Source organism: Desulfuromonas sp. CSMB_57 (genome assembly GCF_020194955.2).
Lineage (GTDB): Bacteria > Desulfobacterota > Desulfuromonadia > Desulfuromonadales > Syntrophotaleaceae > JAFCIY02.
On the sequence record NZ_JAFCIY020000022.1, the window covers coordinates 38,280 to 56,997 of the forward strand.

The 18,718-nt window shown below is 60.1% G+C and carries 16 protein-coding genes and 1 tRNA gene; 10 read left to right on the forward strand and 7 right to left on the reverse strand.

Features of this window, described 5'->3' with window-relative positions:
- The first annotated feature begins 173 nt into the window (after nt 1-173).
- The gene (locus tag JQN68_RS05355) at nt 174-2,690 is read left to right on the forward strand and encodes a TonB-dependent receptor plug domain-containing protein (RefSeq protein WP_225072764.1); all 2,517 of its coding nucleotides are present in this window, start codon (nt 174-176) and stop codon (nt 2,688-2,690) included.
- A gap of 73 nt (nt 2,691-2,763) precedes the next feature.
- Here the strand turns inward: JQN68_RS05355 and JQN68_RS14710 are convergent, their stop codons facing one another.
- Together JQN68_RS14710 and JQN68_RS05365 are read right to left on the reverse strand one after the other, a co-directional pair.
- Nucleotides 2,764-2,871, reverse strand: a complete 108-nt coding sequence (locus tag JQN68_RS14710) for an RCKP-type rubredoxin-like domain-containing protein (protein WP_225072763.1) — start codon at nt 2,869-2,871, stop codon at nt 2,764-2,766.
- A 123-nt stretch (nt 2,872-2,994) separates the two neighbouring features.
- Nucleotides 2,995-3,249 (reverse strand): GlsB/YeaQ/YmgE family stress response membrane protein, encoded by a 255-nt coding sequence (locus JQN68_RS05365; protein ID WP_225072762.1) that lies wholly within the window; start codon nt 3,247-3,249, stop codon nt 2,995-2,997.
- Nucleotides 3,250-3,523: 274 nt separating this feature from the next.
- Between JQN68_RS05365 and JQN68_RS05370 the strand changes: the two genes are divergently transcribed.
- Nucleotides 3,524-4,432 (forward strand): mechanosensitive ion channel family protein, encoded by a 909-nt coding sequence (locus JQN68_RS05370; RefSeq protein ID WP_225072761.1) that lies wholly within the window; start codon nt 3,524-3,526, stop codon nt 4,430-4,432.
- Nucleotides 4,433-4,532: 100 nt separating this feature from the next.
- On the opposite strand, the gene JQN68_RS05375 is transcribed toward JQN68_RS05370, so the two are convergent.
- Nucleotides 4,533-4,988: a single-stranded DNA-binding protein gene (locus JQN68_RS05375; RefSeq protein WP_225072760.1), complete on the reverse strand. Its 456-nt coding sequence runs from the start codon at nt 4,986-4,988 to the stop codon at nt 4,533-4,535.
- Nucleotides 4,989-5,284: 296 nt separating this feature from the next.
- Here JQN68_RS05375 and JQN68_RS05380 point away from each other — a divergent pair, with 296 nt between their 5' ends.
- The 6 genes from JQN68_RS05380 to JQN68_RS05405 all read left to right on the forward strand — a co-directional run bounded on the left by JQN68_RS05380 (nt 5,285) and on the right by JQN68_RS05405 (nt 12,513).
- Nucleotides 5,285-5,992, forward strand: a complete 708-nt coding sequence (locus JQN68_RS05380) for a lysophospholipid acyltransferase family protein (protein WP_225072759.1) — start codon at nt 5,285-5,287, stop codon at nt 5,990-5,992.
- The gene (locus tag JQN68_RS05385; RefSeq protein WP_249621049.1) at nt 5,989-7,689 is read left to right on the forward strand and encodes a ribonuclease J; all 1,701 of its coding nucleotides are present in this window, start codon (nt 5,989-5,991) and stop codon (nt 7,687-7,689) included. The genes JQN68_RS05380 and JQN68_RS05385 overlap by 4 nt, the downstream gene beginning before the upstream one ends.
- Nucleotides 7,690-7,921: 232 nt before the next feature.
- A complete protein-coding gene (locus JQN68_RS05390) occupies nt 7,922-8,713 on the forward strand; it encodes an undecaprenyl-diphosphate phosphatase (RefSeq protein ID WP_225072757.1) in 792 nt (263 codons plus the stop codon).
- A gap of 51 nt (nt 8,714-8,764) precedes the next feature.
- Nucleotides 8,765-11,053: a DNA translocase FtsK gene (locus JQN68_RS05395; protein ID WP_225072756.1), complete on the forward strand. Its 2,289-nt coding sequence runs from the start codon at nt 8,765-8,767 to the stop codon at nt 11,051-11,053.
- A 59-nt stretch (nt 11,054-11,112) separates the two neighbouring features.
- Nucleotides 11,113-11,565 (forward strand): NfeD family protein, encoded by a 453-nt coding sequence (locus tag JQN68_RS05400; RefSeq protein WP_225072755.1) that lies wholly within the window; start codon nt 11,113-11,115, stop codon nt 11,563-11,565.
- A 72-nt stretch (nt 11,566-11,637) separates the two neighbouring features.
- Complete coding sequence (locus JQN68_RS05405) at nt 11,638-12,513, forward strand: SPFH domain-containing protein (protein ID WP_225072754.1); 876 nt, start codon at nt 11,638-11,640, stop codon at nt 12,511-12,513.
- Between the two features lie 86 nt (nt 12,514-12,599).
- On the opposite strand, the gene mltG is transcribed toward JQN68_RS05405, so the two are convergent.
- The 3 genes from mltG to JQN68_RS05420 form a co-directional block, all read right to left on the reverse strand.
- Nucleotides 12,600-13,736 carry an endolytic transglycosylase MltG gene (gene mltG, locus JQN68_RS05410; RefSeq protein WP_225072753.1) on the reverse strand — a complete coding sequence of 379 codons (1,137 nt, stop codon included), beginning with the start codon at nt 13,734-13,736 and terminating at the stop codon, nt 12,600-12,602.
- A 74-nt stretch (nt 13,737-13,810) separates the two neighbouring features.
- Entirely contained in the window at nt 13,811-14,401 is a 591-nt protein-coding gene (plsY, locus tag JQN68_RS05415) for a glycerol-3-phosphate 1-O-acyltransferase PlsY (protein WP_249621050.1), read from the reverse strand.
- Between the two features lie 49 nt (nt 14,402-14,450).
- Nucleotides 14,451-14,527, reverse strand: a tRNA-Pro gene (locus tag JQN68_RS05420).
- A gap of 259 nt (nt 14,528-14,786) precedes the next feature.
- Between JQN68_RS05420 and JQN68_RS05425 the strand changes: the two genes are divergently transcribed.
- Nucleotides 14,787-16,157 (forward strand): histidine kinase, encoded by a 1,371-nt coding sequence (locus tag JQN68_RS05425; RefSeq protein ID WP_225072751.1) that lies wholly within the window; start codon nt 14,787-14,789, stop codon nt 16,155-16,157.
- 166 nt (nt 16,158-16,323) lie between these two features.
- Here the strand turns inward: JQN68_RS05425 and JQN68_RS05430 are convergent, their stop codons facing one another.
- Nucleotides 16,324-16,776 carry a desulfoferrodoxin gene (locus tag JQN68_RS05430; RefSeq protein WP_225072750.1) on the reverse strand — a complete coding sequence of 151 codons (453 nt, stop codon included), beginning with the start codon at nt 16,774-16,776 and terminating at the stop codon, nt 16,324-16,326.
- A 454-nt stretch (nt 16,777-17,230) separates the two neighbouring features.
- Between JQN68_RS05430 and ppcA the strand changes: the two genes are divergently transcribed.
- Nucleotides 17,231-18,691: a phosphoenolpyruvate carboxylase gene (ppcA, locus tag JQN68_RS05435; protein WP_225072749.1), complete on the forward strand. Its 1,461-nt coding sequence runs from the start codon at nt 17,231-17,233 to the stop codon at nt 18,689-18,691.
- The last annotated feature ends 27 nt before the right edge of the window (nt 18,692-18,718 follow it).

The following is an 18,718-nucleotide window of genomic DNA, read 5'->3' on the forward strand; positions in this document are numbered from 1 at the left end:
TTACCCGGAACAGATAAATGTATTTTTTGAAAAACGGCATTATAGATGTGACCGGCATATATGCCGGGGTAGGCTCGGATCTGCCCTGGCGACTTCTTAAGGTTGTGTTTCGACCCTGAAGTCAGTATTCTGTCAGCCTTTGCAGCAGAGTGTCGGCTCCAGGGGTGGTTGGGATGAAGCGTTTTCTCGTTCTGGTATTTCTGCTGGCTTCCGGTCGCCTGACGGGGACGGCCTGGTCGTCCGACGGCGGTGTGCCGCCGGCGCTTATTGCCTTGGACGAGGCGCGTTTCGGCGATGCCGAGGAAGAGGAAGGGTCGGGCTACCGGGTCGAGCCGGTGGTGGTGCAGGCGACGCGCATCGGTTCGGACAAAAACACCGTGGCCGGCCGGGAACTGGAGATGATGCCCTCCGCCACCGGTTCCATCACCGAGGCCCTCAAGGGCATGTCCCAGGTGCAGTTCAGCAACGAACGTCAGTCCAGCCGTACTTTGGGAGAAATCGCCCCTCCCAGGATTTCCATCTTCGGTGCCAAGCCCTACGAAAACAATTTTCTCATCGACGGCATGAACGTCACCAACACCCTCAATCCGTCGGGTTTCGACGATTCCGCCGGACCCAACGACCTGATGGTGGGCGGCGGCGATTCGACCATCTTTTACGACACCCACCTGGTGGAGTCCATCACCGTCCATTCCAGCAATGTGCCGGCGGAATTCGGCGGCTTCCTGGGCGGGGCGGTGGACGCCAAACTGCGCGATCCGCGTGCCGACCGCTGGTATTTCACGGTGTCTGGGCGCTATACCGAAGATGGCTGGTTCAAGCTGCGCGATGTCGACCAGGAATCGGAACTGCCCGATAATCAGCCGCGCTTTTCCATCTACCAGGCCGCCGTCACTGCCGAAGGCCCGCTGACCGATAATGCCGCCATTCTGCTGTCGGCGTCTCGAAGGCAATCCCGCATTCCCCTGAAGCGGTCGTTGCGCAGCGGTTTGACTCTGGATGATGACCAGCGGCGCGGCAATGACAACTATTTCGCCCGCCTGCTGCTGACGCCCACCGCGGCGCTGGACATCAAGCTGGACGCCACCTACGCGCCCTACGAAGAACTGCGCTGGCGCAGAAGTTGGCCGGACAGCGATTGGAAGATCGAAAATCGTTCCTGGCGTTTCGCCGGTCAGGCCGAATACCGGATGCAGCCCGGGTTGCTGGATACCAAAGTCGCCTTTGCCCGACACGGCTTCAGCCGCGACAGCGCCGGCACTCTTCGCGAGAGCCTGACGAATCTGGGAGACAGCAGCCAGAACGATCAGCGTGGCGGCGTTGGCGATGCGGACATCACCACCAAGGAGATCCAGACTGCCGCCAGTTTCAAGTCCAATCCCCTGCGTCATGGCAATGTGCGTTGGCACTATGCCTTGGGGCTGGAATTCGCTCACCGGCACACCGATTCCTGGAACGAGGCGGCAACCTCGGATACTCTGGTTCTTGCCCGTCCGGTGGCGGTGCCGCTGCCGAGCACCCTGATCAGCACCCGCACCATTGCCAATTACCCTGAAGTCACTCAGGCCCAACACATGAGCAGCTACGGGACTTATCTGCAGGGCGAGATGGTTTGGCGGCGCCTGATGCTCACCCCCGGCATGCGTGTCGATTACGACAGTTTTTCCGAAAACCTGGATGTGGCGCCGCGCTTCAAATTGGAAGTTGACGTCTTGGGCACGGGAGAATTTCGCATAATTGGCGGCGCGAATCGCTATTATGGGCAACAACTGCGGGGCTACGCCTTCAGAAGACATCGCCCATATTCCCAAAGTCAGACCAGGGTGTTATTTGGCGGCAGCGAAGTGACGACCTTTTCGAATCAGGCGGCCAAAAACTACCGCAGCGACGGTTTGGATACGCCCTATTCCGATGAACTGATGGGCGGGGTGGCCGGAACCGTGGCCGGATTCGATTACAGTCTCGAATTTGTCCATCGCAAGCACCAGGATCAAATCATCAGCCAGACCGAGGACAATACCACCTATTATCTGACCAATAATGGCCGCAGCAGTTTTGACGGGCTGACCTTCACCTTGGGCCGGGAGTGGCGAACCGCGGGCTTCGGGCACCATGTTTTCGCCCTGAGCGCCACCAAGTCGCGGACCCAAACCTTCAACGGCAGCTACTTCTCACAGATTTTCGTCGACAGCCTTTCCAACGGATTCCTTTACAACTACGATAAGGTCTTCTACAACGGCTCCTACATCTCCCGCTCCGGCATTCCCGCCGAGGATTTCAATGCACCCCTGGTCCTGGCGTTGACAGTGGGCAGCAATTTCTTCGGCGATCGTCTGCGTCTGCAGTCCGTGACCCGTTGGCGCGATAATGCCAAAGGGCTGTTGGTCGACGCCCGCATCAGCGACGATACCCCCTACGGCACCACCTCCGGTCGCAACGATCGCACCAGCAGCCAATGGATCAATGCAGACGGCGGCTATTCCGACGCCTACAAAAAGGGCAGCATTGCCGGCGGGTTGGTGACGGATCTCACCGTCGAGGTGGATGCGGTCAGGCACGGCCGCTACGGCCTGACTCTCATCGCCGAGGTTTTCAACCTGTTCAACAGCAGCATGGAAACCAGCGTCGCCGAAGGCGGCGCCCGCATCAGCGGGAGGGGTTTTTACGCCGGCCTGCGGGCCAGTTTCTGAGGATTGAAAATAAACGCCAGGTACGGCAAGTTGCCGAGCCTGGCGCAGGACGGGACGGATGCCGCAGGTCGTATCAGTCCTTCTTGACGAAGCTGCCGGCCCCTTCGCACGCGGGGCATTTTTTGGGTTTGCAGCGACCCTCTTTTTCATGTCCGCACTTTTCACATTTCCAGATAGCCATGTCGGTCTCCTTGTTTGTCGGGGATATGTATAACCAAAACGGTTATGATTTTAGCCGGAACACCATCCTTGTCAAGACAAATCCGCCACGGTCCCGTATCCCGGAACCTGACGGACTCGGCCTTCATCGTTTCTGAAAAACTCCGATCTTGCGCAGGATGAAGATCAACAACACCGCGCCGGCCACTGCGATGAGGAAGCGCAGAATGCCCCCCGTGGCGGCGATGCCCAGCACACCCGCCAGCCAGAAGCCCAGCATGGAGCCCACCACCCCCACAGCCACGTTGGCAAGGATGCCCATCTGGGCATTGGTCTTCATAAGAATGCTCGCCAGCCAACCGACGATGCCACCGATGATCAACGTGATGATCCAACCCATTTTCGTCCTCCCCGTTGCCAGAAGCCGCTTGAACGAATGTCCGGGACAGATGCTTTGTGCCTGCCGCCTGCCGCCCTTCTTTTTTCCTTCTAACATCGTTGCCCTGTTTGTCAATGGCGCGGAGAGGCTCCGACCGGTGGCCACCTTGCCACCGGCATTCGGTAAGCCCGATATCGAGGCGGCTAAGGATGACTTTCACGCCATCCCGTCTATATTTTCAAAAGACGCCTGATTCAACCCATCCATTTCCATGGTATGTCGCCGGGAGGCTGAAATGCGTACCCTCAACCTGTGGTTCCAAGGCTTCAAGGATATTCTGAATACCCAGCTCTTTGCCCTGGGGACGACCCCCGTTACCCTGTGGACCATTATTTATCTCTTCGTATTCGTCTATCTACTCTTTTTCCTCAGCGGCAAGTTGCGCAAATGGCTGGTTGAAGAGGCGTTGGCCAAGACGCGCATGGATCTGGGGGTCAGGCAGGCAACCGGTTCCATCGTGCGCTACCTGCTGCTGGTGATCGGCCTGGTCGTGATTCTGCAGACTGCGGGCATCGATCTTACCGCTCTCAACGTGCTGGCCGGCGCGGTCGGTATCGGCCTGGGGTTCGGTCTGCAGAATATTGTCAGCAATTTCATCAGCGGGCTGATCATCCTTTTCGAGCGCCCCATCAAGGTGGGGGATCGGGTCGAGGTGGGCAATGTGGAAGGGGATGTGGTGCATATCGGCGGTCGCAGCACCACCGTGGTGACCAACGACAACATCTCCATTATCGTGCCGAATTCCAAGTTCATCGTCGAAAACGTCGTCAACTGGAGCCACAATGAGAACCTGGTGCGCTTTCGCATCCCGGTGTCCGTGGCCTACGGCAGCGACGCGCCCCTGGTGCAAAAGCTGTTGCTGGAGGTGGCGGCGGAGAATTCGAACGTGCGCAGCGACCCGCCGCCGGCGGTGCGGTTGACGGAATTCGGCGACAGCGGGCTGCATTTTGAGCTGCGTGCCTGGAGTTCCACCCTGGTGCATCGCAAGGGCCAGTTGGTCAGTGCCCTGAATTTTGCCATTTACGACAAGTTCGCCCAGCACGGTATCGAAATCCCCTTTTCGCAACATGATCTGCATTTCAGGGGCGGGCGGTTGGAGGTAAGGGTGGTCGAAGGTTTGGAAAAGGCCGAAGAAGGCAGGTAGGCGCAGTCCGTCGCCGTCGGCGAGCTGCAAAAAAAGCCCCAATCCTTTGGAAAAACAAGGTTTGAGGCTTCTATTTCTACAAAATTAAAAAAGGTGTTTTTTAGAAGGGAATATCGTCGTCGGGGTTGAACGGCGGTTCTTCGTAGGTGGTTTCCTGAACGCGGCTTTGCTGTGGGCGTTCCTGCCGGGGTTCGCGGCGCGGCGCGCCGCCACCGCTGTTTTCGTCCCCGACCCGGCCGAGCATCTGCATCTGATCGGCGACGATTTCGGTGATATAGCGTTTGTTGCCATCCTTGTCATCGTAGGAGCGGGTCTGGATGCGGCCTTCAATGTAGACCTGCTTGCCTTTTTGCAGGTACTTGCCGCAGATTTCCGCCAGCTGCCGCCAGGCGACGATGTTGTGCCATTCCGTCTTTTCCTGGGTCTGGCCCTCCCGATCCTTGTAGCGCTCGGTGGTGGCAAGGCTGAAGTTGGCCACGGCGGTTCCCGAGGCGGTATAACGCAACTCCGGATCTTTGCCGAGGTTGCCGACCAGAATGACTTTGTTCACCGACATGGGACATCCTCCCTTGAAAAATTGTACCTATTCAGCAGCGTGGAGCAGGGTCTCGCGCCGCCCACTCCGAGGGCCGCATGAACCCATCCCTGGGGCTTGACGGTTGCCATCCGGGCGCCAGACACACTCGGGGAGGGCGCCCCGAGCCCCCGTGCTGAACAGTTACGAAAAATTTAAATTTTTTGCGAGTCTAGCGAAAAAGATGGGGGCTGTAAAGGGCTTTTGGAAAAAGGTTTGACTCCCCTCGGGCTCCTTGCGTAAACTGGCCGGATTAAAGAAATCACCGGGAGTCAATCATGCTACGCACGGCCTTGTTCGTCATCACCTTTGTACCCTGGACCCTGTTCGTCATCGCCACCGGCCTGCCTCTGTCCCTGCTCCGCGCCGACTGGCTGCACAGTTATGCCCGGTTTTGGGCCCGCATTTCCCTAAGCCTGGCCGGGGTGAGTCTGCGCATCGAGGGCCGGCAGCACCTGCCGCGGCAGGGGGCCGTGATCTACATGCCCAACCACCAGAGCAACTTCGATATCCTGGCCCTGTTCGCCGGTTTGCCCGGACAATTCCGCTGGCTGGCCAAGGAGGAACTGTTCCGCATCCCTCTGTTCGGTTTGGCCATGCGCCGTGCCGGGTATATCGCCGTGGACCGCTCGAACCGCCGCAAAAGCGTGGAGAGCATGAAGATCGCCATCGAGCGCATCTCCCAAGGCACCTCGGTGCTTATTTTCCCGGAAGGCACCCGTTCACCCGATGGAAGTTTGGGCGCCTTCAAGACCGGTAGTTTCACCCTCGCCCTGCAGGCCCAGGTGCCCATCGTGCCGGTAGCCATTCATGGCAGCCGCGACATCATGGCGAAAAAAAGCTGCTGGATTCGGGGCGGCGCCATCCGAGTCGAAATTCTGCCGGCGGTGCCGACGGCGGGGCGTCCGACGCAGGATCGCCAGGTGCTGCTGGAACAGGTGCGCGCCGACATGCTGGCGACCCTCGAGGGGGCGGCCGAGGCATGAACCGCAGCACGGGGCCGGGCCTGAGCGCCGGGCTGGAGGAGGGTGCTCTGCGCCTGCTGGCGTTGGGCGGACTGGGCGAAATCGGCCTGAACATGATGGTGGTCGAGTACCAGCGAGAGCTGCTGCTCATCGACTGCGGCCTCATGTTCCCCGAGGCCCATATGCCCGGCATCGATGTGGTCATTCCCGACATTACCGCCCTGCAAGGCCAGGAACATCGCCTGCGCGGCCTGGTTCTGACCCACGGCCACGAGGATCATATCGGTGCGGTTCCCTACCTGCTGGAACAACTTGGATTTCCCCCCGTTTATGGTACTCCGCTGACCTTGGGGCTGTTGCGCAGCCGACTGGCCGAACACGATCTCCTCGGCAAGGCGATTCTGAACCCGGTGGAACCGCGGCGGATTTTTCACCTGGGTGCCTTTCAGGTGGAGTTGTTTCGGGTCGCCCATTCCATCGTCGACGGTGTCGGCGTGGCCCTCCGCACCGATGCCGGCTGGGTGGTGCATACCGGCGATTTCAAACTTGATCCGACGCCCGTCGACGGCCGGCAAACGGATCTGGAGCGCCTGGCCGAATATGGCGAGGAGGGCGTTCTGCTGTTGCTGTCCGATTCCACCAATGTCGAAAACCGTGGTCACACCCTCTCAGAACGGGAGGTGGGGACCGCCTTCGCCCAGTTGATGCCCCAGGCCCGGGGCCGGGTCATCCTCGCCGCCTTTGCCTCCAATATCCATCGCATCCAGCAGGCGGTTGAGGCCGCCATGGCCTGCGGCCGCAAGGTCCTGATCATCGGGCGCAGCATGGAGACCAATACCGCCATCGCGCGTGATTTGGGGTATTTGCAGATTCCCGACGAGGTGCTGGTGGATGTACGCACCGCCCGGGAACTGCCCCGCCATCGGCTGGCGGTCATCACCACCGGCAGTCAGGGGGAGCCCTTGAGCACCCTGGTGCGCATGGCCATGGCCGATTTCAAGCCTCTGCCTTTGGAGCCGGGCGATACGGTCATTCTGTCGAGCAAATTCATACCCGGCAACGAGAAAGCCATCTATCATCTCATCAACCAACTGTACCGGCGCGGCACCGAAGTCTTTTATGAGACCACCAGCGAAGTGCATGTCTCCGGGCATGCCGGGCGGGACGAATTGCAACAGGTGCTGGACCTGACGCGGCCGCGGTTTTTCGTTCCGGTGCACGGGGAATACCGCCACCTGGTCAAGCATGCGCAACTGGCTCGATCGGTGAACGTGGCGCAGGACGATGCGGTGGTTCTGGAAAACGGGGTGCCGTTGGTGGTGTCCGCGGAGGCGTTGCGCACCGAGGAACGGGTGCCGACCGGCCGTGTTCTGGTGGATGGTCTGGGCATCGGTGATGTGGGTCCCATGGAATTGCGGGATCGCCGGCACCTGGCCAACCACGGCCTGATCGTGGTGCTGCTGGGCATCAATGCCGCCGCCGGCGAAATTGTTTACGGTCCGGAGCTGTTGTCCCGCGGCGTCAGCGGGCCCGGAGAAAACGGCGGCCTGCTGGCGGCGGCACGCAATGCCTTGCAGAACCAGTTGCAGGATTGCAGCCCCGATCAGCGCAGCGATGCCGAGGAACTGCGGCTGCTGATGCAGCGCTGTCTGAAGCGGTTTTTCAACCGCACCGTAGAGCGGCGCCCACTCATCCTGCCCGTAGTGTTGGAGCAATAGACTGAAGACTGAAGGCTGAAGGCTGAGGACTGAAGACTGAAGGCTGAAGACTGAAGGCTGAAGACTGAAGACTGAAGGCTGAAGGCTGAAGGCTGAAGGCTGAAGGCTGAAGGCTGACGACTGACGACTGACGACCGCCCAAGGCTCCTGACGATGTGCTGATTTGGATTTTCCTTCAGTCTTCAGCCTTCCATCTTCAGCCTGCTTTTAATCCCCAAGGAGTACATTTTTCATGGACACGCTGAACGCCATTTTGCTCGGTATTCTACAGGGTCTTACCGAATTTCTGCCGGTTTCCTCCTCGGGGCACCTGGTCATCGCCCAGACCATGCTGCCCGGCTTCGCCCAGCCGGGCGTGGTGTTCGATGTGCTGCTGCATGCCGGCACCATGGCGGCGGTCATGGTTTATTTTCGCCGGGAATGTCTGTTGATTGCGTCATCGCCCTTTCGTCCCGCCGCCGAATCATGTCCGGACCGGCGCTTGCTCCTGTTGTTGGCCGCGGGCAGCGTACCTACGGCCATCATCGGTCTGCTGTTCAAGGACCATGTCGAAGCCCTGTTTGACAATCTGACCGTCACCAGCCTCATGCTGCTGGTGACTGGTTTTCTGCTGTTCATTTCGGAGCGGTTTCGCGGTGACGGCCGCCGGGAGGCCGATCTGACCCTGCGCGATGCCCTGTTGGTCGGCTTGGTGCAGGGGGCGGCCCTGCTGCCGGGCATTTCCCGCTCCGGTTCAACAATTGCCGTGCTGCTGCTGCTCGGTGTGGCCGGCGAAACCGCCGCCCGTTTCTCCTTCCTGCTGGCCCTGCCGGCGGTGGCGGGAGCGACCTTGCTTTCCCTGCGCGAATTGTCTGGGTTGCCGCCCGGCACCCTGCCGGCCTACCTGGCCGGCGCCGGTGTGGCGTTTCTGGTCGGCATGATCTCCATCCATATGCTGCTGGCGGTGGTGCGCCGCAAACGGCTGGTCGCATTTGCGCTATACTGCTGGCTGGTCGGCGGTACGTTTTTCGCTCTTTCGCTGTAATCGGAACATCGGGGCGATGCCTTGCGAAGTCCGGAAGGCACAAGGACTGCCATGAAGAAGGAAGCAAAAAAGGAAGAAAAATCCGATTTCAGAGAACGCCTCAAAACCGAAATCATCGGGGTGTTCTGGCTCGCCTGCGGCCTGTTTCTGGCCCTGGCTCTGGCTTCCTACAGCAATGCCGATCCCTCATTCAACAACAACCTGCAGCCGACTACGGTGCGTAATCTCGGCGGTTCGGTAGGCGCCCATGCCGCCGATTTGATCTGGCAGCTGTTCGGCCTGCCGGCTCTGCTGCTGCCCGTCGGCTGTTTCGTGCTGGCCTGGCGGCGGTTCACCCAGCGCGGCGGCCGGTTTGCTCCGCGCCGGCTGGCTTATTTCCTGGCCATGCTGCTGGCGCTGGACGGATTGCTGGCCTTGGTGTTGGGCGATGTTTCCTGGTTCGGCGAGCATATCGGCGAAGCCGGCGGCGCGGCGGGTCGGATGCTGACGGACCTGCTGGTAAAAGCCTTCAATCCCGTCGGCACCGCCATCCTGTTGCTGGTGCTGCTGGTGGTCTCCGCCATGGCCGCCCTGCGTCTTTCCCTGGTCCAGGTGTTGAACGGCCAGCGGCAGAGGTTGAGCATCTGGTGGCAGGAGCTCCTGGCGCAGCGTGCCGTTACTCCGGAAGAAGTGGCTGCCGGGGTCGAGAACCGGGAAGCCATCCGGCAGGTGCCGGTGATTGCGCCCCAAGCTCCGCCGAACAAGCCTCCGCAGTCGCCCGAACGCAAAAAGCGCCGCGCGGATGAAACCGAAATCCAGGAGGCCTTCGAGTTCCTGCAGGCCGGCGGCCAATACCAGAAACCGCCCCTGGCCTTGCTCGACCACGAGGGCGAAGAGGCGCTTCCCATCGATCGGCAGAAGCTGACCGCCAATGCCCGCATCCTGGAAACCAAGCTGCGGGATTTCGGCGTGCAGGGGGAGGTGACGGAGGTCAAACCCGGGCCGGTGGTGACCATGTACGAATTTTCTCCGGCGCCCGGTGTCAAGGTCAATAAAATCGCCGGTCTGGCCGATGACCTGGCCATGGCCCTGTCGGCCATCGCGATTCGCATCGTGGCGCCGATTCCGGGCCGGGGGGTGGTCGGTATCGAAATCCCCAACAGCGACCGGGAAACGGTCTATCTGAAGGAAATCATGGCTTCGGATGCCTTTCAGCGCTGCTCGGGACGGCTGCCCATGGCCCTGGGCAAGGATATCTTCGGCCATACGGTGGTGGCGGATTTGGCCAAGATGCCCCATCTGCTGGTGGCCGGCGCGACCGGCAGCGGCAAGTCGGTCTCCATCAACACCATGATCCTGTCGCTGCTCTATTACGCGGCGCCGCAGGACGTGCGCATCATCCTTATCGACCCGAAAATGCTGGAACTGTCCATCTACGAGGGCGTGCCCCACCTGCTGCTGCCGGTGGTGACCAATCCCAAGAAGGCGGCCCTGGCCTTCAACTGGGCCGTGCGGGAAATGGAACGCCGCTATCGGCTCATGGCCGACAAGGAGGTGCGCAACATCGACGGCTATAACCAGCGCATCGCCGAGGAACTGAAAAAGGGCGCGGCGGCGTCGCGCCGGGAAGCCGTGCCGGAGGATGCCGGCGAGGCCGCCCTGCCGATGGCTGAAGTGGTCGAGGATCAGGAAGAACTGGAGCATGAGCACCTGCCGCGCATCGTGGTCATTGTCGACGAATTGGCGGATTTGATGATGGTCGCCGGGCGGGAAATCGAAGAGTCCATTGCCCGGCTGGCGCAAATGGCGCGGGCCGCCGGCATCCATCTCATTCTTGCCACCCAGCGGCCCAGTGTCGATGTCATCACCGGCCTGATCAAGGCCAACTTTCCGACCCGGGTTTCCTTCAAGGTCTTTTCCCGCATCGACTCGCGCACCATCCTCGACCAGATGGGGGCGGAAAGCCTGCTCGGCATGGGCGACATGCTGTACCTGCCGCCCGGCACCGGCGCTCTGCAGCGCGTGCATGGCGCCTTCGTCTCGGAAACCGAGGTCAAGCGGGTGGTCGATTTTCTCGCCCGCCAAGGAAAGCCCGAGTACGATGTTTCCATTCTGGAAGCGCCGCCGGCCGCCGAGGGCGGGGGCGACGACGGCGACGAGTTGGATGAAAAATGGGACGAGGCCCTGGCCTTGGTCGCCGAAACGCGCCAGGCCTCCATCTCCATGCTGCAGCGGCGGTTGCGGGTCGGTTACAACCGGGCCGCCCGCATGATTGAAAAGATGGAGCAGGAGGGCATCGTCGGGCCTTCGGACGGCACCAGCCGGCCGCGGGAGGTATTCATCAACCGCATCGAATCATAACTGGGTAGCGGGTAATTCTTTGCCAGGCAGCCTGAACGGGGGCCGGAGAGGGGGCAAGGGTGGAATTGCTGTGGTGGCACTGGCTGACTTTCGGATTGTTGCTGATGGCCTTGGAATTGTTGTTGCCGTCCTTCACCATCTTCTGGTTCGGACTCGGTGCCGGCTGTGTCGGCCTGGCACTGGTCGCCTGGCCGGAGTTGCCCGTCTCGGGTCAATTGCTGTTGTGGGCCGTGACTTCCGTGTTTTGGACCGTACTCTGGTTTCGCTGGTGGCGGCCGCGCAGCGCGGATCGCACCAAGGCCGGCATGGCCAAGGACGCCATCATCGGTGAAACGGGCATCATCGTGCGTCCTGTCGCGCCCCCCTTGGGCAAGGGCCTGATCCGTTTCGTGGTTCCCCTGCTGGGGGCCGAGGAGTGGCCCTGCATCGCTGCCGAACCTCTGACTGTCGGCGATGAAGCGGTGGTGCTGGATATCGAGGGACACGTGCTGCGGGTGCGACGGCGCTGCTGACTTCTAAGTCTCATGGGCGGTAACGGGCCGTGAGGTGTGTTTGGTAATATCTTATTCAAAAGGAGATTGGATATGGTTCCCGTTCTTACCGGCATTCTGATGTTCCTGGTGTTGCTGACCATTTTTCTGGGGGTGCGTATCGTCCCGCAGGGCTACAAGTATGTCGTGCAGCGCCTGGGCAAATACCATGCGACGCTCAATCCGGGGCTCAATTTCATTGTTCCCTATGTCGACAGCATCGCCTACCGGGTTTTGACCAAGGACATTTCCCTCGATATCCCCGGTCAGGAGGTGATCACCAAGGACAATGCGGTGATCATGACCAACGCCATCGCCTTTATCACCATCGTGGATCCGCCCAAGGCCGTTTACGGCATCGACAACTACCGCATCGCCATCACCAACCTGGTGCAGACCTCCCTGCGCAGCATCGTCGGCGAAATGAACCTGGACGACGCTCTCAGTTCCCGGGATCTGATCAAGGCACGGTTGAAGGAATCCATTTCCGATGATGTGGGTGCCTGGGGCATTGTCGTCAAGACGGTGGAAATCCAGGACATCAAACCGTCCATGACCATGCAGTCGGCCATGGAGCAGCAGGCCGCCGCCGAGCGCACCCGGCGCGCCACCATCTCCGAGGCGGAGGGCAAGAAAACCGCCGCCATCCTGACCGCGGAAGGCGCCAAGGAAGCGGCCATCCGCGAGGCGGAAGGCAAACTCGAGGCGTCGAAGCGTGATGCCGAGGCCAAGAAGATCCTCGCCGACGCCACCCGCGAGGCCATTGAACGGGTCACCGCCGCCATCGGCAGCAACCAGTTGCCGGCCACCTATCTGCTGGGTGAACAGTATGTCCAGGCGTTGCACAAGATGGCCGTCTCGGGCAACGCCAAAACCGTGCTGTTGCCCGCCGATCTGTTGACTGCGGTACGGGGGTTGCTGGGCAAGTAGGGGAGCGTTGGAAGAGCAACCAAAAAGCCGGGGGCAGCGGATTATCCGCTGCCCCCGGCTTTTCTTTTTGCGGCGTCTCGGCCCGGTCAGTCAGAGATGATGGCCGCGGAATTGTGGGCCGCCAGGACCGCCTGAGGTTCCGGCCCGGCAGGCTTGGCCGTTGAGGAGGCTTCCAGTTCGTCCGGTTCCGTTGCCTGATCGGCGGGCTTGGTGTTGCGCTGGCGCAAATTGCGCAAATAACGCTGCACAGCCTGGTTGTGCTCACGCAGGGTGCGCGAAAACTGGTGCAGGCCGTCCCCCCGGGCGACGAAATAAAGATAATTCACCTCCGCCGGATTGGCGGCGGCGTGCAGGGCCGCGCTGCCGGGATTGGCGATGGGGCCGGGCGGCAGACCGAAATTGGTATAGGTGTTGTAGGGAGTCGGTTGCCGCAGGTGGCTGCGGGTCAGGTTGCCGCGGAAATTCTCCAGGCCGTAGATGACCGTCGGGTCGGCCTGCAGGCGCATGCCCTTGCGCAGCCGATTGTGAAACACGGCTGAAATCAATGGCATTTCCTTTTCACTGCCGGCCTCTTTTTGAATGATGGAGGCCAGGGTGATAAGTTCATGCCGGGACAGTCCCAATTCGGCGGCCTGCGCTTCGATTTCCGGGGTCAGGCGGCGATTCAGTTCGGCCACCATGAAACGAATCAGGTGGCGGCTCGACAGATTGGGGCCGAAGGCATAGGTTTCAGGAAACAGGTAGCCTTCCAGGTTACCGGCTTCGATGCCGAGTTCCTTGACCGTCTCCTCGGTCCGGGCGGCCTGGAGAAACCCCTCATAATCCTTGTAGCCGAGGTGTTTCAGCCGTTGGCCGATCTGCTGCAGGGTCATGCCCTCCGGGATCGTCAGGCGCAGGCGATACATGTCGCCGGCCACCAGTCGATCCAGAACCCGGCCGGGCCGGGACGGCGCGGCAAAATTGTATTCGCCGGCCTGCACCCGCAGGGTGTCGCGGCGCAGCCGTGCCAGCAATTTCATGTTGAAGGAACTGCTGACGATACCGTGTGATTCCAGTTGCCGGGCGACGGTGGAAAAGGACGCTCCTTCCGGAACGACAAAAATGGTGGGCTCGTCGGGCTGAACGGGGTGCACGAGAAAGAGGCTGAAGGGCAGGCCGAAAACCGCCAGCAGCGACAGAATCGGCAGGGCAATTTTCCACCAGGGGGAAAAATGTTTTTTCATTGTGGATGTTCCGGGCTTTCCCGAGGACGTCACAGGCGGTCGGTCAGCACTCTGCCGGCCCCGGGCGCGGGAAGTCAGGCCTTGAAGCGGTTTTCGCTTCCGGCCAGCAGCCGGCTGATGTTCTGTTGGTGGCGAAAAATCACCACGGCGCTGATGAACAACGTGGCGGCCACCAGGGGCAGGCTGCGGTTGATGAAGAAAACCAGGACGGGCATTGCGGCGGCGGCGCAGATGGAGCCCAGGGAGATATAGCGCCATTTCCAGACCAACAGGCCGAAAACGGCGGCCGCCCCAAGGGCAGCCAAGGGAGAAATGACCAGAAAAATGCCCAGGGCGGTAGCCACGCCTTTGCCGCCCTTGAAGCCGAGGTAAACGGGAAAACAATGGCCCGTAAATGCGGCCGCCGCGATTAATCCTACCTGGCCGTCGGAAAAATGCAACCACTGGGCTGCCAGTACCGGCAGCACCCCCTTGAGGACATCGCCGATCAGGGTCAGCAGGCCCAATTTGCGGCCGGCGACGCGATAGACGTTGGTCGCACCGATGTTGCCGCTGCCGACTTTGCGGATATCTTCGGATCCCGCCAGGCGGGTCAGGACCACACCGGAAGGAATGGCACCGATCAGGTAAGCGGCAATCATCGCCAGAAGCAGGGCGAGCATCATGCCTCCAAGGACAGCAAAAGCGGCCGCAGCCGCTTCTGTTGAATGTGAATGGTCGGGATGAGAGGATTCGAACCTCCGGCCCCCTGCTCCCGAAGCAGGTGCGCTACCAGGCTGCGCTACATCCCGATTTGATTGGTTTCAAGCAACGAGGGCACTTTTTATCACGCCCCCAAAAAAAATGCAAGGGCCTTTTGGGGCGGGCCGTTTTTACGTACGAAAGAGGAGGGTTTTCATGATGGGCGGCGGCGCGGCAACAAAAAAATAGCGGGACGGTAACCGGAGGCTAACAGTTCCGGGCCAGACTGCCCTCACATTTTACGGGCAGTTCCGGAGGTGGCGCTGCCTTGATTTTATCCCATTACTATGCACGAAAGGAGAACCAACCGTGAAGACAGGACGTGTTTTGCTGGCCGCATTGGCCACCGTGGCCGTTGCCGCTCCGGCCATGGCCCTCAATGTGGAGTGGCATGGCGATCTCAACAACCGTTTTTCCTACAGCACTCAGGCGGATACGTCGGCGCGAACCTCCAGGGATACGGAGAAGTATGTCGGTTTCGGCGGCAACAACCATGCCCTGTCGGGAGTGACCGTTCCCGACACCAAAAAAAATCCCAACGACAGTGATTTTTTCGGCGAGATCAAGTATCGCATGAGCCTGAACGTGTCCGACGACGACAAGAAGGTCAAGGGCGTGGTCGGCTTCGAGTTCGGCAGCAGCAAATTTGGCGATTCGAACCTGCCCTTCGGCGGGGACAAGAACAATTTCGAATTGATGTGGGCTTATACGGACATCGAGGTGCCCTTTGATCCCGCCTCGCGCCTGATTGTCGGTCTGCAGCCCGTCGGCTACAATCCCCTGTTGTGGTCGGACAATGCACCCGGTGCCAAATGGATGCGCAAGGACGGCAATTGGGCCTACAGCGCGGGCTGGTTCCGGGACGATGTGGGCAAGGGTACCGGCGGCAGCGACAAAAACAAGTACGACAATGCTTATGTGGGCGATCTGACCTACAATTTCTCCAACGGCAGCAGCCTCAACGGCTTTGTGGTTTACCTGGAGCAGGGCCAGGAGCCGCTGCGGGTATTGACCAACCTGTCCGGCGGCACCGGGGCAACGGTTACCGCGCAGGATCAGCAACTCTGGCTGGGATTGACCGGCAAGGGTAAATGGAACAACCTGGCCGGCCAGTTGACCGGCATCTATCTGACCGGTGAATTGAAGACGCCGACGGAGAAGCTCGATCGGGAAGGTTACCTGGTGCATGGCCAGCTTGATTACAAACTGGACAAGACCACCTTCACCCTGGGCGGCATGTATGCATCGGGCGACAAAAACAACGCCGATGGCAAGCTGAAGAACTTCGACGTCATCGATGTCGGAACCGGCATGTTCGGTTCGGTGATCATCTTCGACAACCTGGCCGATGACAACTCTTTCAGCCAGTCCCCGTATCTGTTCGACAAAGGCTATGCCCTGCTTTACGCCGGAGCGCGCCATGAGTTGTCCAAAAAGGCTTGGGTGTCGGCGCGCTATCTCTGGCACAACACGGCGGAGGATATCGTGACGGCACAGGGCAGCGGCGATGAAGTCGGCCACGAGTTCGTACTGGGTGCCGGTTATCAGATCATGAAAGGGCTGACCGCTGAAATCAATGCCGGCTATCTGGTTGCCGGCGATGCCTGGGATGCCCTGTCCAGCACCGGCAAAGGCGACGACGTATTCCGCACCGACGCCAATATCCGTTTCCGGTTTTAATAAGATCCTTCCGGCTTGGTGCCCATCCCGCCATCCCTTCGCGCCAGGCTGTTTCCCGCCCGTGGCCGGCCGCTTCTGCGGCCGGCATTTTTTTTTGGCATGAAAAAGCAAAAGGCGGGACATAAGTCCCGCCTTTTGCACCATAAACGGCAATAGTGACCTATGGTCAGAATTTCGCCGTCCAGAGACCATGCAGGTTGCAATATTCCCGGGCAATGACCGCGGTGGTCGGAGTGCAAACCTCCGCATCCGGATGCTGGCCGGCGGCGCAGACCAGTGCTTTGGCGGTGCCGGGAGAGCCGGAAACACAGAACTTGGCTTCCGGCTTGTCGCCCGGCTTCAGATATTGGCGATAGACCTTGCCGTCCACCAACAGCTCAATCCACTCGATGTAGTGTTTTTCCTCCATGGGGTGGGCCACGCTGCCGACCTCGACCTTGAAACCGGTCATGGTTTTGTCGATGACGGGGACGTGCTTTTCCTTGGCGGCGTCGACCGTGTTTTCGACCATCAATTTCATGGGTTCGCCACAGCAGACCAGATCCCCGGCGCCGCCATGGGTGACCTCGACAATATTTCCGCAGGCGTCACATTTGTAGATTTCCAGTTGTTTCGGCATTGGTTCCTCCCTTGATGTAAGATGCGTCTGTTCGTGATGGCGGTACCCGAATTCCATCACGATTCTCCGCTATTAAGCGGAATGCCTATGTGGCAGGCCTCGAATTCGGGGGATTTTCGGCTATCAAGTCGATTTTCCTGGTCGTGAAAATCCAGTGATTTCAGTATAGCATGCGCTGCCCGCATGGCAACGTCGTGTGCCTGTAGGAAAACGGGCAAAAAAAGACGCGCCGTCAGGAGGGAAATCCGGCGCGCCAAAAGGCTGCCATGTTGGGGTTGTCTTTCTCGCAATTCAAATATAACTCTTTTGGTCATCTTTGGCAATAAAAAATTCGCCGTTGGTAAAACCTCATAGGATGGCGATACGGTGTATAATGGGCCAAGGCGAGTGGGCGAGGTGACCCTGCAGGCAGGCTGCGCCGGAAACAAACCCGAATTTTGGCAAGGAGCAGGAAATGATTTCGATTCCCCGTTGCATGAGTACCCAGCACCCGGACAACGCTTCGGTGCCTTTTTTCGCTTCCTCGGCGGTCCTGGCCGGGGAGGATGAAATCCGCGAGGCCTATTATGCCTATTCGCATCTGGGCTGCGATGAGCAGATGTGGGATGTGGAAGGCAAGGAAATCGATACCTACGTCGTCAAGAAGCTGTTGACCTTTTATGAGGATTTTTTCCGCCGGCAGCCCATCGGAGAAAGTCTGCGCCTGACTTTGCGGGTACCGAATCCGACCGTGGAAGTTGCCGAAGCGAAAGTGCTGCTCGAGACTCTGGAGAGCATTCCCCGCTCCTACGATGCGGCGCGCCTGTTCTATGGGCGGGACATCTCTCCCATTTACGAGGTGATCCTGCCCATGACCACCTCGGCACGCTGTGTCGACCGTATCTACCGCTACTATGTCGATTTTATCGTCGGTCGACAGCAGGCCCGTTTCCGCAATGACGACATCACCATCTCCGAGTGGATCGGTGAATTTCGGCCCTCGACCATTCAGGTGATCCCGCTGTTCGAAGATCTCGCCAGCATGCTCAAGGCGGCCGACATCCTCGGCGAGTATCTGGCTGACAAGGAGGTCGCCGATCAGCGGGTATTCCTGGCCCGTTCCGATACGGCCATGAACTATGGCCTGGTGTCCGCCGCCCTGTCCAATAAGATCGCCCTGGCCCGCTTTGATGAACTGTCGGCGCGCATCGGGGTGCGTCTGCATCCCATCCTCGGCATGGGGTCGGCGCCTTTCCGTGGCGGATTGTCGCCCTTGACCGTAGAGCGGGTCGGGAAGGAATACCCGAGTGTGGTGACCTTCACCATCCAATCGGCGTTCAAGTACGATTATCCTCCCCAGCAGGTGCACGCGGCCTGCGAGTATCTGAAAAACCGTGTCATCGGGCCGGCCCAGGCCATCGATGCGGAGCGGTCCCTGACCATCATCCAGGGCTACAGCGAGGCTTATCGGCGCCGGATTGTCGAACTGGCGCCGCAGATCAACCGCATGGCCCGCAGCATTCCGGCGCGACGGGCCCGCAAGCTGCACATCGGCCTGTTCGGGTACGCCAGGGAAATGAAAGGGGTTACCCTGCCTCGGGCCATTTCCTTTACATGTGCCCTCTATTCCCTGGGCTTGCCACCGGAACTTATCGCTTTTGAGACCCTGAATCGGGACGATCTGGCTTTCATCCGGAAGGTTTACCCCTCCTTCGACATCAAGATCATGGAGGCCCTCTGCTACGCCGACTTTGACGGCCCATTGATGACGCCGGAACTCCGCACCGCGCTGCTGCAGGCGGGCTATGAGGCACCGCCGCACGCCGAGCATCTGGCAATCGTCGAGCGCCTGCGTCGCTGCGGCGAGCAGCTCGAACCGGCTCAGATGACCGACCTGGTATTGCACGCGGCGCGACTGCGGCGGTTTTTGGGGTAGGGGGCGGGTCGAAGGGCCTGGCACGAA